The 22,000-nt window shown below is 34.2% G+C and carries 18 protein-coding genes; 7 read left to right on the top strand and 11 right to left on the bottom strand.

From position 1 onward, the window contains the following. Window positions 1-115 precede the first annotated feature (115 nt). Entirely contained in the window at window positions 116-1,864 is a 1,749-nt protein-coding gene (locus WHC90_RS06445; RefSeq protein WP_188597659.1) for an aromatic amino acid hydroxylase, read from the top strand. 12 nt (window positions 1,865-1,876) lie between these two features. Further along, a complete protein-coding gene (locus WHC90_RS06440) occupies window positions 1,877-2,185 on the top strand; it encodes a rhodanese-like domain-containing protein (RefSeq protein ID WP_229664881.1) in 309 nt (102 codons plus the stop codon). Here WHC90_RS06440 and WHC90_RS06435 read toward each other — a convergent pair. The 9 genes from WHC90_RS06435 to alaS all read right to left on the bottom strand — a co-directional run bounded on the left by WHC90_RS06435 (window position 2,182) and on the right by alaS (window position 12,127). Next, window positions 2,182-2,577: a hypothetical protein gene (locus WHC90_RS06435; protein WP_188597658.1), complete on the bottom strand. Its 396-nt coding sequence runs from the start codon at window positions 2,575-2,577 to the stop codon at window positions 2,182-2,184. The genes WHC90_RS06440 and WHC90_RS06435 overlap by 4 nt on opposite strands. 58 nt (window positions 2,578-2,635) lie before the next feature. Beyond that, window positions 2,636-3,289 (bottom strand): response regulator, encoded by a 654-nt coding sequence (locus WHC90_RS06430; RefSeq protein WP_188597657.1) that lies wholly within the window; start codon window positions 3,287-3,289, stop codon window positions 2,636-2,638. A 64-nt stretch (window positions 3,290-3,353) separates the two neighbouring features. After that, the gene (locus WHC90_RS06425) at window positions 3,354-5,324 is read right to left on the bottom strand and encodes a tetratricopeptide repeat-containing sensor histidine kinase (RefSeq protein ID WP_188597656.1); all 1,971 of its coding nucleotides are present in this window, start codon (window positions 5,322-5,324) and stop codon (window positions 3,354-3,356) included. Between the two features lie 2 nt (window positions 5,325-5,326). Continuing rightward, the gene (locus WHC90_RS06420; RefSeq protein ID WP_188597655.1) at window positions 5,327-5,623 is read right to left on the bottom strand and encodes a hypothetical protein; all 297 of its coding nucleotides are present in this window, start codon (window positions 5,621-5,623) and stop codon (window positions 5,327-5,329) included. Further along, window positions 5,623-6,924 carry a hypothetical protein gene (locus tag WHC90_RS06415; RefSeq protein ID WP_188597654.1) on the bottom strand — a complete coding sequence of 434 codons (1,302 nt, stop codon included), beginning with the start codon at window positions 6,922-6,924 and terminating at the stop codon, window positions 5,623-5,625. The genes WHC90_RS06420 and WHC90_RS06415 overlap by 1 nt, the downstream gene beginning before the upstream one ends. A gap of 155 nt (window positions 6,925-7,079) precedes the next feature. Further along, window positions 7,080-7,577: a hypothetical protein gene (locus WHC90_RS06410; RefSeq protein WP_188597653.1), complete on the bottom strand. Its 498-nt coding sequence runs from the start codon at window positions 7,575-7,577 to the stop codon at window positions 7,080-7,082. A gap of 103 nt (window positions 7,578-7,680) precedes the next feature. Continuing rightward, complete coding sequence (locus WHC90_RS06405) at window positions 7,681-8,397, bottom strand: DUF6498-containing protein (protein WP_188597652.1); 717 nt, start codon at window positions 8,395-8,397, stop codon at window positions 7,681-7,683. 67 nt (window positions 8,398-8,464) lie between these two features. After that, window positions 8,465-9,415: a GSCFA domain-containing protein gene (locus WHC90_RS06400; protein WP_188597651.1), complete on the bottom strand. Its 951-nt coding sequence runs from the start codon at window positions 9,413-9,415 to the stop codon at window positions 8,465-8,467. A gap of 96 nt (window positions 9,416-9,511) precedes the next feature. After that, window positions 9,512-12,127 (bottom strand): alanine--tRNA ligase, encoded by a 2,616-nt coding sequence (gene alaS / locus WHC90_RS06395; protein ID WP_188597650.1) that lies wholly within the window; start codon window positions 12,125-12,127, stop codon window positions 9,512-9,514. A gap of 217 nt (window positions 12,128-12,344) precedes the next feature. Between alaS and WHC90_RS06390 the strand changes: the two genes are divergently transcribed. The 5 genes from WHC90_RS06390 to WHC90_RS06370 are packed head-to-tail and all read left to right on the top strand — an operon-like array spanning window position 12,345 to window position 15,531. Then, on the top strand, window positions 12,345-13,316 hold the full coding sequence (locus WHC90_RS06390; RefSeq protein ID WP_188597649.1) for a M23 family metallopeptidase: 972 nt from the start codon (window positions 12,345-12,347) through the stop codon (window positions 13,314-13,316). A 14-nt stretch (window positions 13,317-13,330) separates the two neighbouring features. Beyond that, on the top strand, window positions 13,331-13,663 hold the full coding sequence (locus tag WHC90_RS06385) for a MerR family transcriptional regulator (RefSeq protein WP_188597648.1): 333 nt from the start codon (window positions 13,331-13,333) through the stop codon (window positions 13,661-13,663). 20 nt (window positions 13,664-13,683) lie between these two features. Next, window positions 13,684-14,271, top strand: a complete 588-nt coding sequence (locus WHC90_RS06380; RefSeq protein WP_188597647.1) for a LemA family protein — start codon at window positions 13,684-13,686, stop codon at window positions 14,269-14,271. Window positions 14,272-14,281: 10 nt separating this feature from the next. Further along, complete coding sequence (locus WHC90_RS06375) at window positions 14,282-14,719, top strand: TPM domain-containing protein (protein ID WP_188597646.1); 438 nt, start codon at window positions 14,282-14,284, stop codon at window positions 14,717-14,719. Further along, on the top strand, window positions 14,716-15,531 hold the full coding sequence (locus WHC90_RS06370) for a TPM domain-containing protein (protein ID WP_188597645.1): 816 nt from the start codon (window positions 14,716-14,718) through the stop codon (window positions 15,529-15,531). The genes WHC90_RS06375 and WHC90_RS06370 overlap by 4 nt, the downstream gene beginning before the upstream one ends. 1 nt (window position 15,532) lies before the next feature. Here WHC90_RS06370 and WHC90_RS06365 read toward each other — a convergent pair whose 3' ends face one another. Continuing rightward, complete coding sequence (locus WHC90_RS06365; protein ID WP_188597644.1) at window positions 15,533-18,205, bottom strand: outer membrane beta-barrel protein; 2,673 nt, start codon at window positions 18,203-18,205, stop codon at window positions 15,533-15,535. Window positions 18,206-18,301: 96 nt separating this feature from the next. Continuing rightward, window positions 18,302-21,997, bottom strand: a complete 3,696-nt coding sequence (locus WHC90_RS06360) for a metallophosphoesterase (RefSeq protein WP_188597643.1) — start codon at window positions 21,995-21,997, stop codon at window positions 18,302-18,304. Between the last annotated feature and the right edge of the window lie 3 nt (window positions 21,998-22,000).

Raw genomic sequence — 22,000 nt, 5'->3', positions numbered from 1 at the left:
TAATTAGGTTTTGCTAAGATACTAAAATAGCGCTTTTTATAAAGAAAACTTGAAAACCAAACCAAAATGATTAACTTTACGGAGTAGAAATCAAGTAAATTAAGTGTTCACTTTTATGACAAAAGACAGTCCTATTATTTGGAATGAGATTACAAGGAAACTCCCTAAACACTTGCATAAATTCATTGTTAAGCAACCTTATGATGAATATACAGCACAGAATCAGGCAGTTTGGCGTTATGTAATGCGTATGAATATTGATTTTCTTAGCAAAGTAGCACATGAGTCTTATATAGAAGGTTTACAAAAAACAGGTATTTCTGTTTCATCGATTCCGCAAATGGAAGGAATGAATCGAATTTTAAAGGACATAGGATGGGCAGCTGTCTCTGTTGATGGCTTTATTCCGCCTAATGCATTTATGGAGTTTCAAGCTTATAATGTCTTGGTCATCGCATCTGATATGCGAACGATCAATCATATAGAATATACACCAGCTCCTGACATTATTCACGAGGCTGCAGGTCATGCACCCATTATTGCAAATCCTGAGTACGCAGAATATTTAAGACGGTTTGGAGAAATTGGAAGCAAAGCCATTTCTTCTGCTAAGGATCATGAAATTTACGAAGCAATTAGACTGTTGTCTATTTTAAAAGAGGATCCAAATTCTACAGAAGATGAAATTAAAAAAGCACAAGATGCAGTAGAGCTTGCACAAAATACGATGGGCGAATTATCAGAAATGGCTCAGATAAGGAACTTGCATTGGTGGACTGTAGAATATGGTTTGATTGGTAGTCTTGAGCAACCAAAGATTTATGGAGCAGGGCTATTATCTTCTATTGGAGAAAGCGCTTGGTGTCTTACTGATCAGGTAGAAAAAAGAGCTTATTCTATAGAAGCCGCAAAAGTTAGTTTTGATATTACCAAACCACAACCCCAGCTTTTTGTTACCCCAGATTTTGCAAAATTAAGTTTGGTTCTTGAACAGTTTGCAAGTACCATGGGATTAAGAACTGGAGGTTTGTCTGGTGTGCAAAAACTCATTGATTCTGAAAACTTAGGTACCATTGAATTGAGTACCGGAATTCAGGTGTCTGGTCATTTTATCAGGGTAATTGCAAATGATAAAAGCGTTGTGTACGTTCAAACTACTGGGCCTACTGCCTTGTCTTGTAAAGATAAAGAGTTAATAGGACATGGCGTTTCATACCATGCAGAAGGTTTTGGAAGTCCCGTAGGTAAATTAAAAGGTATCAATATTCCAATAGAGGATATGAGTCCAAGAGATTTAGAGGTCTATGGAATCTATGAAGGCAAGCAAACTGTTTTAGAGTTTGAAGGAGGTGTCAAAGTAGTGGGTGAAGTAATTACAGGAACCCGTAACCTTAAAGGAGAGATTTTATTAATTTCTTTTAAAAACTGTACGGTTAGTTTTCAGGATGAAATTTTATTTGATCCTGCGTGGGGTATATATGATATGGCAGTCGGCAAAAAAGTTGTTTCGGCCTATGCAGGTCCGGCAGACCCTAATTCATTTGAAAACACCAGTAAGTTGTCAGAAACTAAAACGCATAAATTAAGCTATACAGATCAAGAAAAGGCACTATATAAATTGTACGGTCAAGTACGAGATTATAGAACTCATGATTTAGGTGATGAGCAGCAACTAGCTTCTGTTTTTGACACTCTTAAACAAGTGTATCCAAAAGATTGGCTATTGCCATTAGAGCTTTATGAGCTATCAAAACAGCGAGGCTATGCCATAGAAAATCAATTAAAAGACTATTTAGAGAAATTAGCACAAGAAGAAGAGTACAAGACTCTTGTTGTTAACGGATTAAACTTGTGTAAAAGTTAAAAAATAAATTAAATGGGAATATTAGATATATTTAAAAGAAAAGATATGAGTTCAGAAATTAAAAATTATTTAGAAAGAGGAGCAGTCGTTCTAGACGTAAGAACAAAAATGGAATGGGATGAAGGGCACAGCGATGGAGCAATGCATATCGTATTAAATTTAATTCCCTTAAAAATAGATGAGCTTAAAGCCTTAAAAAAACCTGTAATCGCTGTTTGTAAAAGTGGAGGGAGAAGCGCCCAAGCAACTCAGTTTTTAACCAAAGAAGGTTTGGATGTTATTAATGGAGGACCTTGGCAAAATGTAGACCAATATCTTTAATAGCCATATTTGTTAAAGCCAGCTTCTCGATGTCTTCGTAATCGACGCATCACTGTAAGCGATACTTCAATTTTTCTAATAGTAGCAAAAATACCACCCAATAAGGCGCCGGTAAAAGCCCCCATAGTTAGCGGGTCAAAATTATGCCCTGTAATCAGGTATTTTGTGTAGAAGACAAGCATTCCAATTAAAATGGAAATCAAAAATATTTGCAATTTCGATTTTGATAGGTGAGCATAGATTCCGCTAAATAACCCTGTAATTATTGATGTGGCAGTAATTTTTGTAAGGAATAATTCATTTATCGCGGTACCAGTAGGTAAGAAGAAAGAAGTCGTAAAGACTCCAATCAAGCTTCCAATAAATATTCCTAAAAGTGCTTTTTTAAACATTTGTATTGAGGGGAATTATGATTACTGGGATAAATTTAATAAAAAAAAACGAATTAATTTAAATTAATTTGTGTTGTTGTGCTTTTAACAGTGCTTCAATTTTATTATGTACTTGTAGTTTTTTGTAAATATTTTCGATGTGTTTTCTTACAGTCGCAGGTGAAATGATTAAATTATCAGCTATATCGTTGTATTTTAAACCTTTACTTAAGTGCTCTAAAATTTCAATTTCGCGATTGCTTAAACTAATATTTTCAGTTGTTGTTTTTTTAGCTTGATCAGAAATAGGGTTTCTTAATAAATTTAAAGTTTTTAAGGCAATACTTGGAGTCATAGGTGCGCCCCCTTGCATGACTTCTAAAATACATTGGTGTAATTTTTCTGGATTTATCTCTTTTAGCAGGTATCCATTTGCTCCAGCCTTGATGGCATTAAACACATAATCGTCATCATCAACTACGGTAAGCATGATAACCTTTATATGTGGGTACTTTGATTTTACTATCTCTGTGGCTTTAATGCCATCCATTTCTGGCATCTGAATATCCATCAGAATAACATCAATATTGTGGTTTTCTTCAAGTTTTCCGATTAACTCTGCTCCGTTTACGGCAGTAAATTTAAATGAGATATCATCAAAAAATAAAATTTTTTCACGAATGGCTTTTGCTAAAAAATAGTTGTCTTCTGCTATACAAATCTTAATACTCATAGAAACTTACTTTGTTGATTCATTCAAATGTACTCTTTTTGTTTTCGCAACTCAATAAGCTGTTTTACTTATTTAATAACAGCTCAATGCAAGTGCCTTTGTTTTCTGTAGCGTCTATTTGTATAGTGCCATCAATCTCTTGCATTCTTTTTTCCATATTACTCAGTCCATTGCCTAAAGTGACCGTTTTGATGTCAAAGCCCTTACCATTGTCACAAATCTCAATACAGAAGTGATCATTCTTTGTTGTTAATAGTATGTTTATTTCAGTTGCCTCTGCGTACTTAATGGCATTGTTGATGGCTTCTTGCAGCACTCTAAATACGTTGATCCCAGCTATAGAAGTAAATGAGAATTCACGATCAACTTTATTGTCGACATTAAAACTTGTATTCGGTGCGGCAGTTTTTGCTTTCTCGACAAAAGATAATACACGAGTATGAATGTCATCAAAAGTGATTTCATTTTTGTTCATTGCCCAAATGGTATCCCGCAATTGGAATATAGTATCAGAAGTAAAGAGGCTAATCTCAGAAAGCTTCGTGCTAAGTTTTTCGCCAATGTCTTTTGAAACATATTTTAAATTGTCAATAGAAGATATAATAAAAGTAAGCTGTGACCCAATATTGTCATGTAAATCTCTAGAAATTCGCAAGCGTTGTTCTTGCAGTCTGTTTTGAGTTTTAATGGCTGAAAGCGCATCTTTAAGGTCAATCTCTTTTTGTAATTGTTTCTTCTTAAATTGATTCCTTTTGTAATAACCAAAAGAAATAATGCCTAGAATTAATAAAGCTGAGGTAATTAAAATTGCGTATAAATTTTTGTTTTTAATGAGCAGTTCATTTTTTAACAATTGTTCCTTTTGAACAGCAATCTCTTTTTCTTTCTTTTCAGTTTCATACTTGGTTTCAATTTCGGCTATCTGTTTGATTACTTTTTCACTGTTTAGTTCTGTTTCTAGCTCATTAAATTTTGTTTGATACCAAAAAGCACTATCCAATTCTTTTTGATAGCTTTTTAAAATGGCTAAACTTTTATAGGCATTTGATTCAATTTTTTTAGCTTTTACCTTCTTTGCTTTTGCAATTGAAGTATAAAAATAAAAACTAGCAAGATTAATTTTTCCTTCTTCTAAATATAAAACAGCTAGGTTTCCGGTAACACTTGCAATTCCATGTTCGTCATCTAATGTTTTTCGAATCGCATAGGCTTTCTCGTAGTATTTAAGGGCTTCTTTTATGTTGCCTTCACTTCTATAAATATTTCCATAATTGTTATATAAAGGCGATAAAAGGCGAATTAAATTATTTTCTTCTCCAAGTTTTTCTGCGATATCATAATATTTTTTACAATTTTCAAAGTCTAGTAGCTTTTGATAAATGTTTCCAATATTCACATGAGATTCAGCCAATTCTAATACATTGTTTCTCTTCTTTCTTTTTTCTAAAACTTCTAATTGGATTTCTAGGGCCTTCGGATAATGCTGTAAATTTAGATAGATGTTTGCAGCGTTACTTAAGTTAGTGTCTACAAATCGATCCATTTTTAAGGCCTCATATATTGTTGTTGCTTTCTTGTTGTAAAACAAAGCTGAATCCAATACATCCATTTGTTGAAAGGTTATGGCGATTTTAGAGTACAAGCCAGCAACCCCTACAGAATCATTGAGTTTTTTTCTGAAGTTTAAAGATTTTTTGTAATTTATAATGGCATCATCGTATTGAGATGTTCTGTAAAAAATGATGCCCAAATCATTGTAGGATTGCCCTAAACCTTGCTGATTTTTTGTTTCTATTGATAGCTCCAATCCTTTTTTTGTAAAGAAAAAGGAAGAATCGATATTGATGTTTCCATAATACCAACCCAAATCACCAAAGACCTTTATTTTTGCAGAATCTGTTAAGTTGTTTTTTAATAAGTCCTTTTTTAACTGGTCTATTTTTTCTTGTTGCCCATATACAGACAGTCCTCCAACTAGAAAAAGAAATAATAGTGCTAAATAAGTTGTTGGTTTTTTTACGAATGAATGATTCATATTTAAGATAAATTTTTAAAAAGCTCACTCAAAGTAAAATCCATATTCATGATTTTCAGTCGTATATTTTGAAATTTAATTTGGGTTGATTCTTCCAAATTTTCTAGCTCTTTAGTATACTTTTGATAATGATAGCGAACAATTTTTTCTTTTAATAGCTCATTTTTTAGTTCACTGATAGATTGACTAGCAGTTACTTTAAACTGATTAAAAGTAATGAAAAGATATGTAACTAACATAAAAATAATTGTTCCAATACTATATAAGAGTAAACTATGGTCTAAGAGTTGTGCCATCATTATTCTAAATAAAAAGAAGTTTTTTTATTGTTAAAACTAAACATAACCACACCCGCTAAGTACAAATCTCTAGTTTCAACATATTGTTTTTGCTTGTATAGGGTAATACTTAATGTGGTTTCTTTAACTAAAGATTTTAAGGTCCAAAAAGAATATTCACTGGTGTCATCAAACGAGGTGACATTATACCTGTCCATATAATCTTTTCCACCAAAAGAGTAAGTGATTTTTACAGTGGTGCCAATGGCCATTTTTGAGTTGTCAAGCACCTGTAATTTAACATCTCCCTTTAAGGCAGAAACTGTATTGTCTAAATTTACATAGTTAAACGCCCAGTTCTTTGATGTAAATACAGGCATTACATCTGCTGTCGTGTTTGTTACTTTTGTTGGTGTCAACGGAACAACAGCACTATTGTTAATACCTTGATGTTGATTCACAAAATTTGCATCGAAATTTGAACTACCGCTTTTATCTCCATTTTTAAATTGTACTTCTCTAAAGTAGAAATAGTGATTGTTTCCTGATTTATAATGCTTTTTGGTCCAATTTCCTTTAGAATCATAAGCATAGTTATAGCTGGTGCCAGAATTAGGATCTTCTTCGTATGTAGTGGCAATGATATTGTCATTTTTGTCATATTTATAAGTAAAGCCACTTTTTCCGTAAGTCGTATCTGATTTGTATGAAATTCTTAAATCATCCTTATAAACTGTCGTGTATGTACCTGAGATGCTTCCGTCTTTTATGTTAAAGCTTTGTCTTATTTCTGTTTTTTTGTCTCCATTGTACTCATATCTTGTACGGCTGGTCATTACTCCGCTTGAAGAGTTGTTTTCCATAGATATTCTTCTGTTTTTAGAGTCATACGTATAAACAACAGTTGCAATGGAACCATCCGTATAATGTACTTCCTTTTTTGTTGGATTTCCATTGCCGTCATAAAAAAAACGGTAGTAGCTAGAGTATTTGCTCTTTTTTGCGCTAACATCTTGTGTGCTTATTAACTGCCCCTTTGAATTGTAATTGTAAAGGGTTGAACTCGTAGATTTTGTTCCGTCATAAGAACTAGTGTAGTCATAAAACCTTTCGATTAAATTACCGTCATCGTTGTAGGTGTTTTCTGTAACTGAGAGTTTAACAAAGCCTTTGCTCTTTCCATGGTACATATAATAATGAGTACGTGTTTTCTTTACTTTTTTGTGAAGATTTTCAGTTTTTAAATTATATTCATCAGCTTGTGAGAATCCAGTAAAAGAGAATAGAAGAAGCGCTGTAAGGTGTAAGATTATTTTTTTCATATTGTTATTTTATTAGTATTAGAGACATGATGGCTGGGGGGAGCAACCATCAATCACCCTAAAAACAAACTATTTAGTATTAAACAGGTCAAAAGTCTTGTTTTTTAAGCTCTGGTGAAATACGGCAAATGCCTTATTTTTAATGAAAAGGCAAGTTAAAACTGGTGCTTTTTAACAAAGTTTTGAGCTTCTTCCATTTTGTCTATGGGGATGGGAATCCTAAATTCATCATTGGTAGGACCATTTCTAGTAGACCATTCAACATCAAATTCTAAGAGTTGTAGATTGTCTTCTGTATCAACAATGCTAAGCTGCCTTACATGCCTTTTATCTGCAAAGAGGACAATTTTATGGTTGTTTATTAATAATGAGTTTGTAAAGACTTTTATTTCAGGATTCTTAACTCCTTTTTTTAGATGTCTGTAACTTAATTTTATCCTTAAAAAAGGAATCAATATTGCAAATGGTATTGAAAAAAACAAGCCTGTTAGCAGTGAGGTGTCTCTGGAGAGCATTAAAACAATGGTTCCAAAAACAAAGATGGCTATGCCCATATAAATATTGTCTTCTACTTTATTTGATTTTTCTTTTTCTACATAATTTTCCCACTCTTTGTCAGTGTATTTCCAATGGATTAATAGCTTTTCTTCCATCACATGGTTTTTTTATCGTTTAATAATTTTTAAACTATAATAGATTTCAAAAATCTAAAAACCTGAAAATTAATGCAATAGGGAGTTTTTCGTATTTTTGTTTTTACTCGGTAAAATTGAGGAGTTGTTTTTTTATTTCTTCTTTGCTAGCCTTCTGGTTGGCTAGTTTGCTAGATAAATAGTCCAAGATTTCAGAATCTTCTTTAATGGCGTTTAAGCCTAAATCTATACAAAGACGAAGAGCTATAAGGATTAGCGCTGCAATCAGGCCAGCATTTCCGAAAGCAATAAAAAAGAAGGAAAGTATCACCACAAACTGTTGAATAATTATTCGAACATAAGGTTTGAACATGATTTCATGAGCTTCAAATTTTGTGTACTTTTTGTTTTTTATAAAGTCAAAGAAAAAATTCCCTAAGTGATTAAAGACAATTGCAGGAAGTGCGTATTGGATGCCTTCTAATTGGAAAATAAGTCCATAGTTTTCAATAATATGAAAAGGTTCTTTAATAAAATTTGTAGCCTCCATGCCAAACAAAGCGAATCCAAAAATAGATTGTATCGCGACAAAAAAACCATAGTGAAATATAAAAAATGGAATCAACACAAAGCTAATTTTTCCATCCTCCTTTTTTCTAAATGCAATGGTCTTGTACATTTTTAGGGCATTAAAAACTCCAATAATTAGCGTTTCTACAAAATACACAAAAAGGATGGTCATGGCATCTGCCTTTCCTATAATCAATAAGAAAATAAGATACAGAGCGCTGATCCAAACAAAAGCAGTCTGGGTTGTTGGGTAAAAAATTGATTTTAACATCTTTACAAAATTTGTTCGGTAAAAATCTTAAAATTCTTTAAAAAATGCAATACGGCATTTGTCGTACTTAGAATTGAATATTTGGGAACTCTTTTAGGATGCGTTCTTTCTTTGCAGCCAATTTTTTTAAAAACTGTTGATGCTGTTCTGATTGTTCGTAGAAAGGTCTGTGAGCAAGATCCCGTTGGATTCCATCGATTATTTTCATGGTGTTTTCAGTATCAGAAGCCATCCAAGTTGTACAAAACTTTTCCCAAATATAGTCAATAGCCGTTTTGTTTGGGTGTACGAGGTCTTCGGAGTAAAAACGATAATCCCTTAACTCATCCATCATGAGTTCATAGCTTGGGAAATAATAGACCTTGTTATTAGGGGCAGTCACATTGTGAACTGCAGCAATTAAGTGTGATTTGCTTTGGGTGTTCTCAATAAACCCATCCTTTAGATGTCGAACAGGTGAGATGGTTAAAAGTATGGTAATTGTCGGATTGATACTTTTTATAAGAGCTATAATAGCCTCTAGGCTTTGCTCAATCTCAATAGGGCTTAAGAGCTCTTTTAAGAATTTTTTCTGTTCAACTTTATGACAGTTCGCAACAATTTGATCATCGGCTACATGTCTATATACCCAGGCAGTTCCTAGTGTTAATACTAAATGACTTGCCTCACGTAGATCTTTATGAGTGTTTTGAATGGCAGTGTTTAAGTTTTCTAATAAGGCAGATTTGTCGGGATTGCTAAAACTAGAGTGGGCATCAAAACTATGCCATCGCTCTTGGTAGAAAAATAGATCTTCTTCTGTGTACTTTTTGTTGTTAATGCTATGGGTGATAAACGTTTCTATTGCTTGCGGGTGAAACAGAATTCCAAAGGGGTTTACCTTTGTTTGAAACTTAAAATAAGTTAATTTTTTACCGATGTTTTCTGAAAAACAAGAACCTAACATTAAAATAGTAGCGCTATAGTCTATGGTGTTTAAAGGCTCCTTCTTTAATCTTAAAGTTGTTTGAAGTTTCATAGTTGTTCAATTTCGAAGGTTCAATATATAAAAAATAAAAGGTCCAATAGTATTAAAAATATTGAACCTTTTAGCTGTATATAAATGCTTTAATTATTAAAGCAGGTAATCTTTCGCTTTGTTAAGAGCGTCTTTTAACCCACCAGGATTTTTACCACCTGCAGTGGCATAAAATTTTTGACCTCCACCGCCACCATTAATAAAGGTACCGAGTTCTCTGACAACTTTGCCTGCATCTAAGTTTTTCTCATCTACCAATTCTTTAGAAATATAACAGGTTAGTAAGGCCTTGTTATTTGCTGAGCTACCAAAAACAAGGAATAAATTTTTGTGCTTGTTCCCCAATTCAAAAGAAACATTTTTAATCCCGTTTGCATCAAGATCTGTAGTGCTTGCTAAAAAGAGGACTCCGTTTATTTCTTTTAATTGTTGATTGTACTCTCCAAGTAAATTTTGTGCTTTTTCTTTTAATAAAAGTTCCACTTCTTTTTTTAATGCAGCATTTTCATCTTGTAAGCTACTAATTGCTTTTACGGGTTGTGCAGGGTTCTTTAAAAGGGCTTTAATATCATTAAAGTTTTTGTCAAGCTCTTCAAAATAGCTCCCCACTGCACGGTTTGTGATGGCTTCAATTCTTCGGATTCCAGAAGCTACAGCTCCTTCAGATTTAATTTTAAAATGCCAAATGTCGCTTGTATTGGTTACGTGAATTCCTCCACATAGTTCTATGGATTTTCCAAAACGGATTGCTCTAACCGTATCTCCATATTTTTCTCCAAACAAAGCCATAGCACCTTCGTCAATTGCTTTTTGCATAGGAATATTACGTTGCTCCTGTAATGGAATATTTTCTCTAATTCTAGCGTTGACAAAATCTTCAATTTCTTGAATTTGATCTGCATTTACCTTAGAAAAATGTGAGAAATCAAAGCGTAAATAATCCGGACTTACCAAAGATCCTTTTTGCTCTACGTGCGTCCCTAGGATGGTTCGCAATGCTTGATGCAAAAGGTGGGTGGCAGAATGATTGCTTGCAGATAAGGATCTACTTTCTTTGTTTACAATTGCCTTAAGGGTTTCTGATGGGTGTTTTGGTAAATTTTTTGCAAAATGGATAATCAGGTTGTTTTCTTTTTTAGTGTCTGTAATATAAATCACATCACCATTTGCTGATTCTAAATAGCCTTTATCACCTACTTGACCTCCACCTTCTGGATAAAAAGGAGTTAGGTTAAAAACCAACTGATATTGTTCTCCATCTTTTTTAGAGATTACTTTTCTGTATCGTGTTATTTTTACTTGTGTTTCTAGTGTATCATAGCCTACAAATTCTTCTACTTCATCTTCTACAAGGGTAGTCCAATCACTTGTTTCAGAGGCTGATGCAGAACGTGAACGCAGTTTTTGTTTCTCCATTTCTTTAGCAAAAGCAACGCTGTCTACTTGCATTCCTTTTTCTCGGGCTATCAATTGAGTTAAATCTAGAGGGAAGCCATAAGTGTCGTACAATTCAAAGGCCTTTGATCCTGAAATTGTTTTGTCTTTAGTGGTTTCGATCACACGTTCTAATAAGATTAAACCCTGATCTAATGTTCTTAAAAACGATTGTTCTTCTTCTTTTATAACATTGTGAACTAGGCTAGCCTGTTTTCTAATCTCAGGAAAAGCATCTCCCATTTGATCGCTTAAAGCATCAGCCAATTTAAAAATAAATGGCTCCTTTTGATCTAAGAAAGTAAATCCATAACGAATTGCTCTTCGTAGAATTCGTCTAATTACATATCCAGCTCCAGTATTGCTAGGTAGTTGTCCATCAGCAATAGAAAAAGCAACAGCACGAACGTGATCTACAATAACTCGGATTGCGATGTCTGTTTTTTGATCTTTGCCATAACGTGCACTTGTAATGGTTTCTACTTCTCTAATTAATGGAGTAAATACATCTGTATCATAATTAGAACTAACCGATTGCAATACCATACACAAGCGTTCAAACCCCATTCCTGTATCAATATGCTTTGCAGGGAGGTCTTCTAAGGTGCCATTCGCTTTTCTGTTGTACTGCATAAAAACCAAGTTCCATATCTCAACAACTTGTGGATGATCTTGGTTGACTAATGTTTTTCCATCAACCGCTTTTTTCTCTTCAGGAGTTCTTATGTCAACATGAATTTCTGAACAGGGTCCACAAGGTCCTTGCTCTCCCATTTCCCAAAAATTATCCTTTTTATTCCCCATCAATATTCGATCCTCAGGAATAATTTGCTTCCAATAATCGTAAGCTTCTTGGTCTAAAGAAAGTTGATCTTTATCATCACTACCTTCAAATACGGTAACATATAAAATGCTTTTGTCAATTTTATATACCTCAGTTAAAAGTTCCCATGCCCAAGCAATAGCTTCTTTTTTAAAGTAATCTCCAAAGCTCCAGTTGCCAAGCATTTCAAACATGGTATGGTGGTAAGTGTCATAACCTACTTCTTCTAAATCATTGTGTTTTCCAGAAACACGTAAGCATTTTTGAGAATCAGAAATTCTACTGCTCTTAGGTATGGCATTTCCTAAAAAATATTCCTTAAATGGTGCCATCCCAGAATTGGTAAACATTAGGGTGGGGTCATTTTTTAATACCATCGGTGATGAAGGTACAATCTGGTGTTGTTTCTTTGAAAAGAAATCTAAAAAAGTAGTTCGTATGTCTTGTGACTTCATAAGAATCAAATTCTATAATAATGTTTGTAACAATTATGTGGAATCAACTACTTATAGTAGTGATAACAGTTTAATTACACATCAATCGTGTTAAATTTTGTTTAAAAATCAAGCAGAAAAAGCGAGTTAAAAAACATTTCGTAAATTTGTCTGTTTTTAAGGAGGTTTTTAAAAAATCAGCCTGCTTAAAGAATACAAAAATAGCATATTTCAACTTATGGCAAAGGTAAAATATTATTACGACGCTGACACCCTCTCTTACAGAAAGATTGAGCGTAAAAAAACGGAAGTTTACCGAAAAGGGATTCTTCTCTTTTTGGCGATGGGATTAATTGCTTTTTTTGGATTTATTGTCTTTAGTCAGTTTTTGATGTCGCCCAATGAACGCGCTCAAAAGAGGGAGTTAGATAATTTAAAATTGCACTATGACTTGTTGAGCAAACGAATAGAAGAAACATCAAACATTCTTACAGAGATTCAGCAAAGAGATAATAATATTTACAGAGTTTTTTTTGAGGCCAATCCAATTCCAGAAGAACAGCGTACTGCTGGTTTTGGAGGAGTTAATCGATACAAATCTTTAGAAGGTTTTGACAATTCTGCTATGATTCAAAAAGCAACTAAAGATATTGATGTATTGTCCAAGCAGTTGGTTGTGCAATCCAAATCATTAGATGAAATTGTCTCTTTAGCAAAAGAAAAAGAAAAAATGCTAGCTTCTTTGCCGGCGATTCAGCCAGTAAGTAATGAGTATCTTACTAGAATGGCATCGGGTTATGGGTGGAGAAATGACCCATTTACAAAAGCTAGAAAGTTTCATAAAGGAATGGATTTTACGGCTCCACAAGGTACCCCAGTTTACGCTACGGGTGATGGAGTTGTATTAAGAGCAGATGCAAATGCAACAGGCTATGGAAAACACGTTCGTATAGATCACGGTTTTGGTTATATTACCTTGTATGGGCATATGACAAAATATGTGGTCAAAAGAAGACAAAAAATAAAAAGAGGTGATTTAATTGGATACGTAGGTAGTACAGGAAGATCAAAAGCACCACATTTGCACTATGAAGTTCGAAAAAATGGACAAGCTATTAATCCAATTAATTTTTACTACGGTAGTTTAACCCCTGAAGAGTTTAATGCGATGTTGAAAATTGCAGAACTAGAAGGACAGTCTTATGATTAATACAACAGGCACTCATGCATGTAGATCTACCAGAAAAAAGGTATTATAAAATAGGTGAAGTAGCCAAGGCTTTTGACGTAAACACTTCATTAATCCGATTTTGGGAGTCAGAGTTTGACGTAATCAAACCCAAAAAAAATGCCAAAGGAAATAGACTGTTTACTCCGCAAGATATTGCCAATTTTAAACTGATATACAATTTAGTTAAAGAGCGAGGATTTACCTTAGAAGGGGCAAAAAATCAGCTAAAGCAACACCCAGAAAAAACGATTAAGAATCACGAAATAATTAGTAGATTAGAAGGCGTAAAAGCGGCCTTATTAAAAATTAAAAATCAATTAGAATAAACAATAAAAAAATAGAAATTATGAAAAAATGGTTGCCGTTAATAGTGATAGTTGTCCTTGTGTTTATAGGATATAGAATGGTTGTAGGGTTTAATAATACAGCAGTTAAGTTACAAGAAAACGTAGAAGAAGCTTGGGGTAACGTAGAGACTTCTTACCAACGTAGAAATGACCTGATTGGTAATTTAGTGAATACAGTAAAAGGTGCTGCAGATTTTGAAAAAAGCACATTAACAGCAGTTGTTGAAGCTCGTGCAAAAGCAACTTCTATGAATATAGATCCTTCTAAAATTACACCAGCTCAATTAGCAGAGTTTAACAAGGTGCAAGGAGGTTTAAGTGGAGCCTTAAAAAGTTTACTGGTTACCGTAGAGCGTTATCCTGATTTAAAAGCAAATCAAAGTTTTTTAAAATTACAAGATGAGTTGGCAAGTACAGAAAACCAAATCTTAACAGCGAGAACTCGTTTTAATGAAGGGGCTAAAGTATATAATACTCATATTAAAACCTTTCCAAATACGATTTTTGCAGGATGGTTCGGTTTTGAAGACAAACCTTATTTCTCTGCTGTTGAAGGAGCTGATAAACCTGTAGAAGTAAAGTTTTAATAAGGTCTCAATGAGCAATTCAATATCAATACTTTCTAAAGAGGAAGAGTTAGAAGTTGTCGCTGCAATTAAAACTGCCGAAGCAAATACTTCTGGTGAGATTCGTGTACATATAGAAAAATCGACTACATTAAAACATTATGATAGAGCGCTGGAACTTTTTGAACAATTAGAAATGTTTAAAACAGAACAGCGCAATGGGGTTTTAATCTATGTGGCAACAGAAGATCGTCAATTTGTTATTTGTGGAGACCAGGGGATTGATGCAGTGGTTTCTGATGATTTTTGGGATACTACCCGTGATGAAATTGCTACCCATTTTAAACAAGGGCATTTTAAAGAAGGTCTTGTTGCAGGAATTTTACATGCCGGCCACCAGTTAAAGCAATTTTTTCCTTGGCAAAAAGACGATACAAATGAACTTTCAAATGAACTCTCTAAAGGATGATTTTTAGTAAAAAAGCACAATTTTTAAGCCATAGCAGGTATTTATTATTTTTTGTGAGCATGTTTTTTGTTCAGGCTGCGTTTGGGCAATTTAGCATCCCAGCAAAACCCAAGGTTCAAACAAGTGTTTATGACTATACAAAAATCTTGAGTGCAAGTCAGAAACAAGCCTTAGAAACGAAGTTAGTTCAATATTCTGATACAACCTCTACGCAAATTGTGGTGGCTATTATTGATAGCACCAATGGTGAGAGTATAGGTATTTTAGCTCCTAAATGGGGTCAAGAATGGGGTGTCGGTCAAGCCAAAGAAGATAATGGAGTCTTTATTTTGTTGGCCTTAAAGGATCGCGAAATTTGGATAGCACCTGGGTATGGAGTAGAGCATCTCCTTACGGCCGGAATTACTGGAGAGCTAACTAGAAACGTCATTATTCCAGAGTTTAAAAATGGCGATTATTACAGTGGATTAGACAAAGGAGCTGATGCCATCTTTAGTGTGTTAAAAGGGACGTATAAAGGAAGCAGAAAAGGTTCCAATAACAGTGATACTCCTACTTTTTTTAAATTGATTCCAATTATATTTTTTATCATCCTCTTTATTATTTTATCAAATAAGAATAACCGAGGCGGTAGAGGTGGAACAAAACGAAACATCGCAGGTACTTTGTTAGATGTGCTTATTTTAAGTAGTGCAGGACGCGGTTTTGGTGGCGGAAGTAGTGGTGGTTTTGGCGGTGGATCTTCAGGTGGATTCGGTGGCGGCTTTGGCGGCGGTGGATTTAGTGGAGGTGGAGCTGGCGGTAGCTGGTAAACTAGGCCTTATTCTTTTTCCGACTGTTAAATTTCCAACGGAAACTCAGTGTAATATTTTGAGTATTTGTAGGACTTTGAGAATACTGTATATAATTATCTGTAGCTGTTCTGTTGATGTTGTTATTCTGATTTAATAAATCTCTAGCGGTTAAAGAAATCAAGCCCTGGTCTTTTAAAATGCTATATGAAATTGTGGTATCCCAGGTCCAAGTTGCTTTTGGTAGATCACCAGTAATAGCAGAGTTATAGAGGTAACTAATGTTATTAGACCATTCTAATTTTTCTGGATACTTAACTCGGGTACGCAAGCTTGCAGAATGATTTACAAAGTCTTTGTCGGTAAAACTAGCAAGGTCAAAGGTTGTTGTGTTCATAGAAACGCGATACCTTGGGCTTATGTCTATCACATCTTTCCATGTAAAGGTTATTCCAAAATTGGGAGAAAGCGATGTGTTTTTAGAATTGTATAAATTCCCATTGCTATAGTTAATCGATTTGTTATAATTGGTAGATAGGTTAATATTGTACCTAAGTGTGGTATTGGTATTAAATTTATAGGTTTTGTTAAAGCCTGTATATGCACTTACTTGAAAATTTCCATTCACATTTGTATAAGAGGTGTAGCGAACAAAATCATCCAAAATACTGGTTTTAGAGACCACTCTGTTTTCTTGAAAATTAAAACTCGCATTGCTGTAAAAACTAGTCTTCTTCTGAGTGTTATAGCTGTTAAAATTTAAGCGGAATGAATGGTTTTTGGCTGTCGCTAAATCAGGGTTTCCAGAAACGATATTTAACGGGTTAGAGATGTCTTGAAATGGATTTAACTGACTTAATGACGGATTGCTGTTTCTTAAATTATAGGACAAAGAAATATTCGATTTTTTACTTGGATTATAACGAATATTGGCATTGTAATCAAGCGCATTAAAATTGTCTTTAAGGTTGTATTGAGGTCTTAAAAAATCATTGTTTTCTCTTGAGGTCATTCTGTAAGTCGCGGCAATTTTGGTATACCATTTATTTAATCGATAGGTAATTTGCACATTAGACCAATTGCTTTTGTTGTAGGTGTCTGCCTGGGTACTTAAATCTGTGTTAAACTGATTAAACTCATCAGTGATTGCATCAAAATCATAGGTGTTCCTCTCGTTTTTGTTTTTACTTTGAGAGTAGCCGTAGCCCAGGTTTAGAAACAGTTTTTTTGATAAAAGAGGCAGTCTGTAACTAATATTTGTATTGATAGAATTTGATTCGGTCTTGTTTTTAGACAATTGATTTCTATCAATATTGGATGGGTTGTTCCCAAAAATTCTTGTTTCAGAATTGGTAAAGTTGTCCCCATCAGATTGGTTGATGGTATTTGTAAATCGAATTCTTAAATAACCGCCATCCGTACCGATTTTCTTTGTCATGGTGATGCGCGTATTTACATTTTTTGATTCAGAATTTGATCGATTTGAAGCATTTGATGAGTTGATTAAAGCTCCATTCTCATCTGTAGAGATTTCTTCCCTTGTTGAGTGATTGGTTGAATTGTTAAAATTAAAAGTAGGGTTAAAGGTTAGCAAGATGTTTTTTCCAAAATGAAAATCAGTATCTATACCCATTCGATGTCGCTTGCTCTCATTACCAGAATTGCTCTGTATTTTTGAGAAATAATGAAAGTCAGGTAAAATATTTTCTCTATCGATAATAGAGCCTCTTTCAGAATCAGATGTGTTTAAAGAATAACTCCCTTGAAAATCAACAAGTTTTTTATACTTGGTAGAAAAATTTGCGCCTACACGGTTATTGCTACTGTTGTTTTTTAAACCATTGCTCAGTTCTTTTTGATTTCTATTGTTTCCGCTTGCAATAAAACTCAAGTTGCTAATATTGTCAAAAAGGTTGACATTGGTATTATAGTTTTGCCTATTCTGAGTTCCTTTTCCTGCGGATACTCGTCCAAACAATCCACGATTGTGCTCCTTTTTAATAGTAATATTAATGGTCTTATTGGTTTTCTCTCCTGCTTCTCCTGTAAAAGCTTCAGATTTTGTTTTGGTATCTGTTACTTGGATCTTATTAATCATGTCTTTGGTGAGATTCTCTAAAGCAATTTTAGGATCATCACCAAAAAAGGGTTTTCCATTAACCAAAATTTTATCCACACTAACGCCATTGATGGTAATTGCGCCCTCTGTACTAACTTCTACTCCGGGTAATTTTTTTAAAAAATCTTCGACAGTTGCGTCTTTTTTTGTCTGAAAAGAGTTGGGATTAAACTCAATAGTGTCTTTTTTAACGAGAATTGGAGCATTCGATTTGATGACCACCTCATTAAGAAGGTTATCAGCTGATTCTAAAAAGAGGGTGTCCAATTGAATGAGTTTGTCTGTATGACTTATTTTTTTTGAATAATTTTTATAGCCAATAAATGAAACATAGAGGAAGATCTCTTCTTCCTTAGTTTTACCAGTTAAAGAAAAATCACCCTTTGCATTGGCAGTTGTATAAGAAATAACAGTTGAGTCTTTAATGCCTTGTAGATAAACGGTAGCGGATTCAAGAGGTGTTTTATCTGTTTTGTCAACAATGATTCCTTCGATTCGATAACTTTTGTTTTGAGCAATAAGAATCGATGATGAGATTAGGAATAGAAATAAAATAAAGTGTTTGATAGCGCTCAAATTTTTTTAACGAAAAAACGAAAACATCTTCTAAATTTTATTAAATCTATGTTAAAAATATTTTTTTAACAATCTTCATTCATCAGTTTTTATCCTTTAAAAACGAAAGCCCATTGAAAATAATACCCTTGCGGATTCTGTACCTTTAAAAACTCCAATATTTGCCGAAATCATTTGGGCTCCATTTACAAAAATACCTCCTCCAAAAGAAGATCTCCATGCAGAAGAGTTCTCTGTGTCTAACCAAACTTTCCCATAATCGATACCAGTAAACAAGCCTAAATGAAGTGGGATCAAACTAGTTTTAACTTGATACATGCTTAATCGGATATCCGTGTTTTGGATCCAAGAGTTTTTCCCTGTAAAACGTTGGTTTCTATATCCTCTAACTCCGTCTTCTCCTCCTATAGTAGCTGCTTGATAAAATTCATAGCCATTGCTAAAATTTAAATGCGCTTTCATTTTTGTAGCCAAGACCAAAAGGCCGCTTGCATTTAATTTATAATCAAAGCTTAACGCTGGAATTAAATAGGCAAACTGATTAGAATTATTAATATTTGAGGTAAAGCCAGCAGTAAGATCAATCTCCATTCCTAAGGTTGGGAATGCATTGTTGTCTTGATTTTTATAGTGATAATTGGCTTTAAGCCCTACAAAACTTTGCCTGTAATCTCTTTGGTTATTGTTATAAAAATCTTCTATTGCTCTGTTAGGTGTTTTTTCTACTTGGTAATTTTCAAACGAAAGGCCAAGTTTAAAGTTAGCGCCAAGAGCACCTCTCCAATTAAAGTAAGGTTGTAGTTTTAGCATTCGAATCCGAACCCTGTTAAAATCTTCTTCAAATTGATCTTCATCTATAAAATTAGGGTTGGTTGTTTCATTTCCGTAACCAAAGAAATTAACGCTGTAGTTTGGACTGGTAATAACACCTTCTACTCCAATATTCCATGAACTCACATGGTTTGCAAATTCCATTGCAAAACCTAGCTCATACCCTCCGGTTAGTAAATAACTAGCTGCAGAAACTTCATAATAAGAAGAAAAAGGATTCCGTTTAAAACCGTTTTGTGTAAAAGAATAAAGTAATCCTAGGCTAATACCGTCATCTGGGTTGAAACTTGCATTTGGGTATACTTCGTTTTGAGTGCTTTTTATTTTGTTGTAATTGTAAACATTGGTTTCATAAGTATCACTTAAATGTACAGGAAGATTTTTGCCTACAAAGGTGTTTTTTTTGCTCTTATAATCATAAATATCTAGCTTTTTTTTGTTCTCAACGTGGTACTGATCATTGTTTTGACCTCCGATTATTATAAGTTCTATGGCTTGGGTTCCTTTGCCAAATACACGGAAAACATCTTCATCATCTAAACCGTACACCCAAATTTCTTTTGTATCATTTTTAGCGTATTGTTTGCTGTGAATTAAGGTTCCTTTTTTGCCTTTTTCGATTCTGTAAATAGCAATTTTTGTATCTCCATTGGTCAATCGTTCAATTTCAAAAAGATCGTCCTTATCTGTGCCCGTTACAATTGCATATGCAGACAAATATTCTGCATAACTAGTGGCGATTTTCTGTAAATTTTGCAAACGTATTTTAAGCTGTTTCTTAAGTAGTTCAAGGTCTTGACCTTGTACTTCTGCTGGAAGCTTGCTAAAGGCCTTTTCTATCCGGTTCTCAGTGATATTTTCTTGAATAAAACGAGCTTCTTCTATCCAATCTGTATTTGTCGCCTGATTAATGAGGGCCTTATCTAAAGGATAGGCTTCTAAATTAAACCACTTGACGTTTTTTATATCTGTATCAAATGATTGCATCAACCTTAATGCAGGAACAGATTTGGTAAGATAATTAAGCAAGGCGCCATCGGCCATTTTAGAAAAGGCTTGATCTCGATCTCTTGGGAAAGCTTTGTAAACTGTTTTGTTATTTTTTTCAAAAGCTGCCCAGCGCCATTGATCTTCATGACGATCCCAATCTCCGATTAACATGTCAAACAAACGAGCTCTAATATAAGCGCGTTCATCAATGGTGGATTTTTCGTTTTTACGAAGTTCCTTTAGTAAATCAAGGGTACTTATCACTGTGTTTGAATGATCAAAATTAGCTTTCTCTCCATGACCAGAGCTAACTCTTTCTTCAATCATGTATAAGGCATCACCAAATTCTAGATTAAACTCTTTTAAAGCAGTCTGTTTAGGGACATAGACTAAAAGAGGCTTTGTATGCAGAACATTAATAGCCTCTGCCAATTCTGCAATGGCAAAAGGAGCATATGGATGCGAGCCGGTAAAGATGTCTAAAAGTAAAGCTTCTGGGTAAGTTGCGTCAAACTGACCAGCGATAAATTGATCTTTAAAGGCCACTGCTTGTAAATACTGTACCGCATTTTTTTTAAGAGCTCTCATTACGTACTCTCTTCCTTGAGCATCTTCTAATCTTAAAGATTTAGATTGATGTCCTCCTCCTTTACGAATGGGGGTCAGCCCGCCAAATAGCGTATCTAACTTAACATTATTTACTGTAATTTTTGTACCGTAATATTTTCGAAATCGCTCTCCCCATAAAAATTTATAAAAACCGCCCTTTGTTACTTCTTCTTTAGAATATACAGAAGCAGTGGTCATGGGGTCAGTGTTTTTTGGATATGTTGAAATTGGCTTTATAAGAGGTTCAAGAACCTTGGTTTGATATACGATTTGGTCTTTTTTACTTGCAACAAAAGTTACATTTGCGCTACCATCAACAAGTATGTCTAAACGAGCATAGCCCTCTTCTCCATAAGAGAAAAGCCCAGCTCCAGTATTTCTAGTAGCAGAAGTTTTAGAGCCAGAGCCACTAATTATTTGTGGTAGGTTGTCCTGTTTTAAGTATTGCAAACTATGTTCATGACCAGACACAAAAATAACCTGTTCGTTTTCTTGTGATAAGGTTACCATTCTCTTTTTTAATGCCGTATATCGCTTGTGTTGCAAATCGGTATTACTCACTCCACTTGTCTTTCTAATCAGATTGAGAAAAGTTCCAATAACAGGCAAAGGAATGCTTCCTCCAATCGGATAGAGCTGCTGTTTTAAAGAAAACTGACCACCATGTGGTCCATTGGTAAACATAGGGTGATGCATGGCTACAATAACTGTCTTTCCACGAGCTTTTTTAATCATTCCTTCATAGGCTTCAAAAAAGGCTTCTCTGGTTTTAATGTCACAATCATCATTAAGCGTTGGATGCTTGTCCCAATCAGTTAAAAACCATTCTGTATCAATCAGGATTAGGACGATATTTTCACTTATTTTTTCTTTTTCTATCGGACAGCCATTTTTGGGTAAAAAACTGTTTTTCCCTAAAATATTTTTGATATAATCTTCTTGTCTTTTTAATCCTTTTAAGCCATTTGAGTACCAATCGTGATTTCCTGGGATAAAAATAGTATTGCCCTTAAAATCCTTTGCAACAGCTGTTTGGATGTTTAGCTGATGTTCTGCAAATGCTCTGCTTTTTTTTTCCTCTTTAGGCATGCCAGCAGGGTAAATATTATCCCCAAGAAATAAAAGAGTACTGTTCTTAGAAGCCTTGGCTAGTTTTGTCTTTAGAAGCTTTAAGGTTGCTGTTTCAGAGCCAATAGGTGAGTTGCCGCCATCCCCAACTAAATAGAAAGAATGTTCAATGTCACTCTTATTTGTAGTTTCTTTAAAAGTCAGTTCTTTTTCTTTGTATTGAGCTTTATAACTTGCGCAGTTACTCACTAATAAGAACAGTAGAATAATAAAGCAATACTTTAGAGTGTTCATTGA

It is taken from the genome of Polaribacter pacificus, assembly GCF_038024035.1.
Taxonomy (GTDB): domain Bacteria; phylum Bacteroidota; class Bacteroidia; order Flavobacteriales; family Flavobacteriaceae; genus Polaribacter; species Polaribacter pacificus.
The sequence above is the reverse complement of the archived record's forward strand: the minus strand, read 5'-3'. Positions and strand labels throughout refer to the sequence as shown.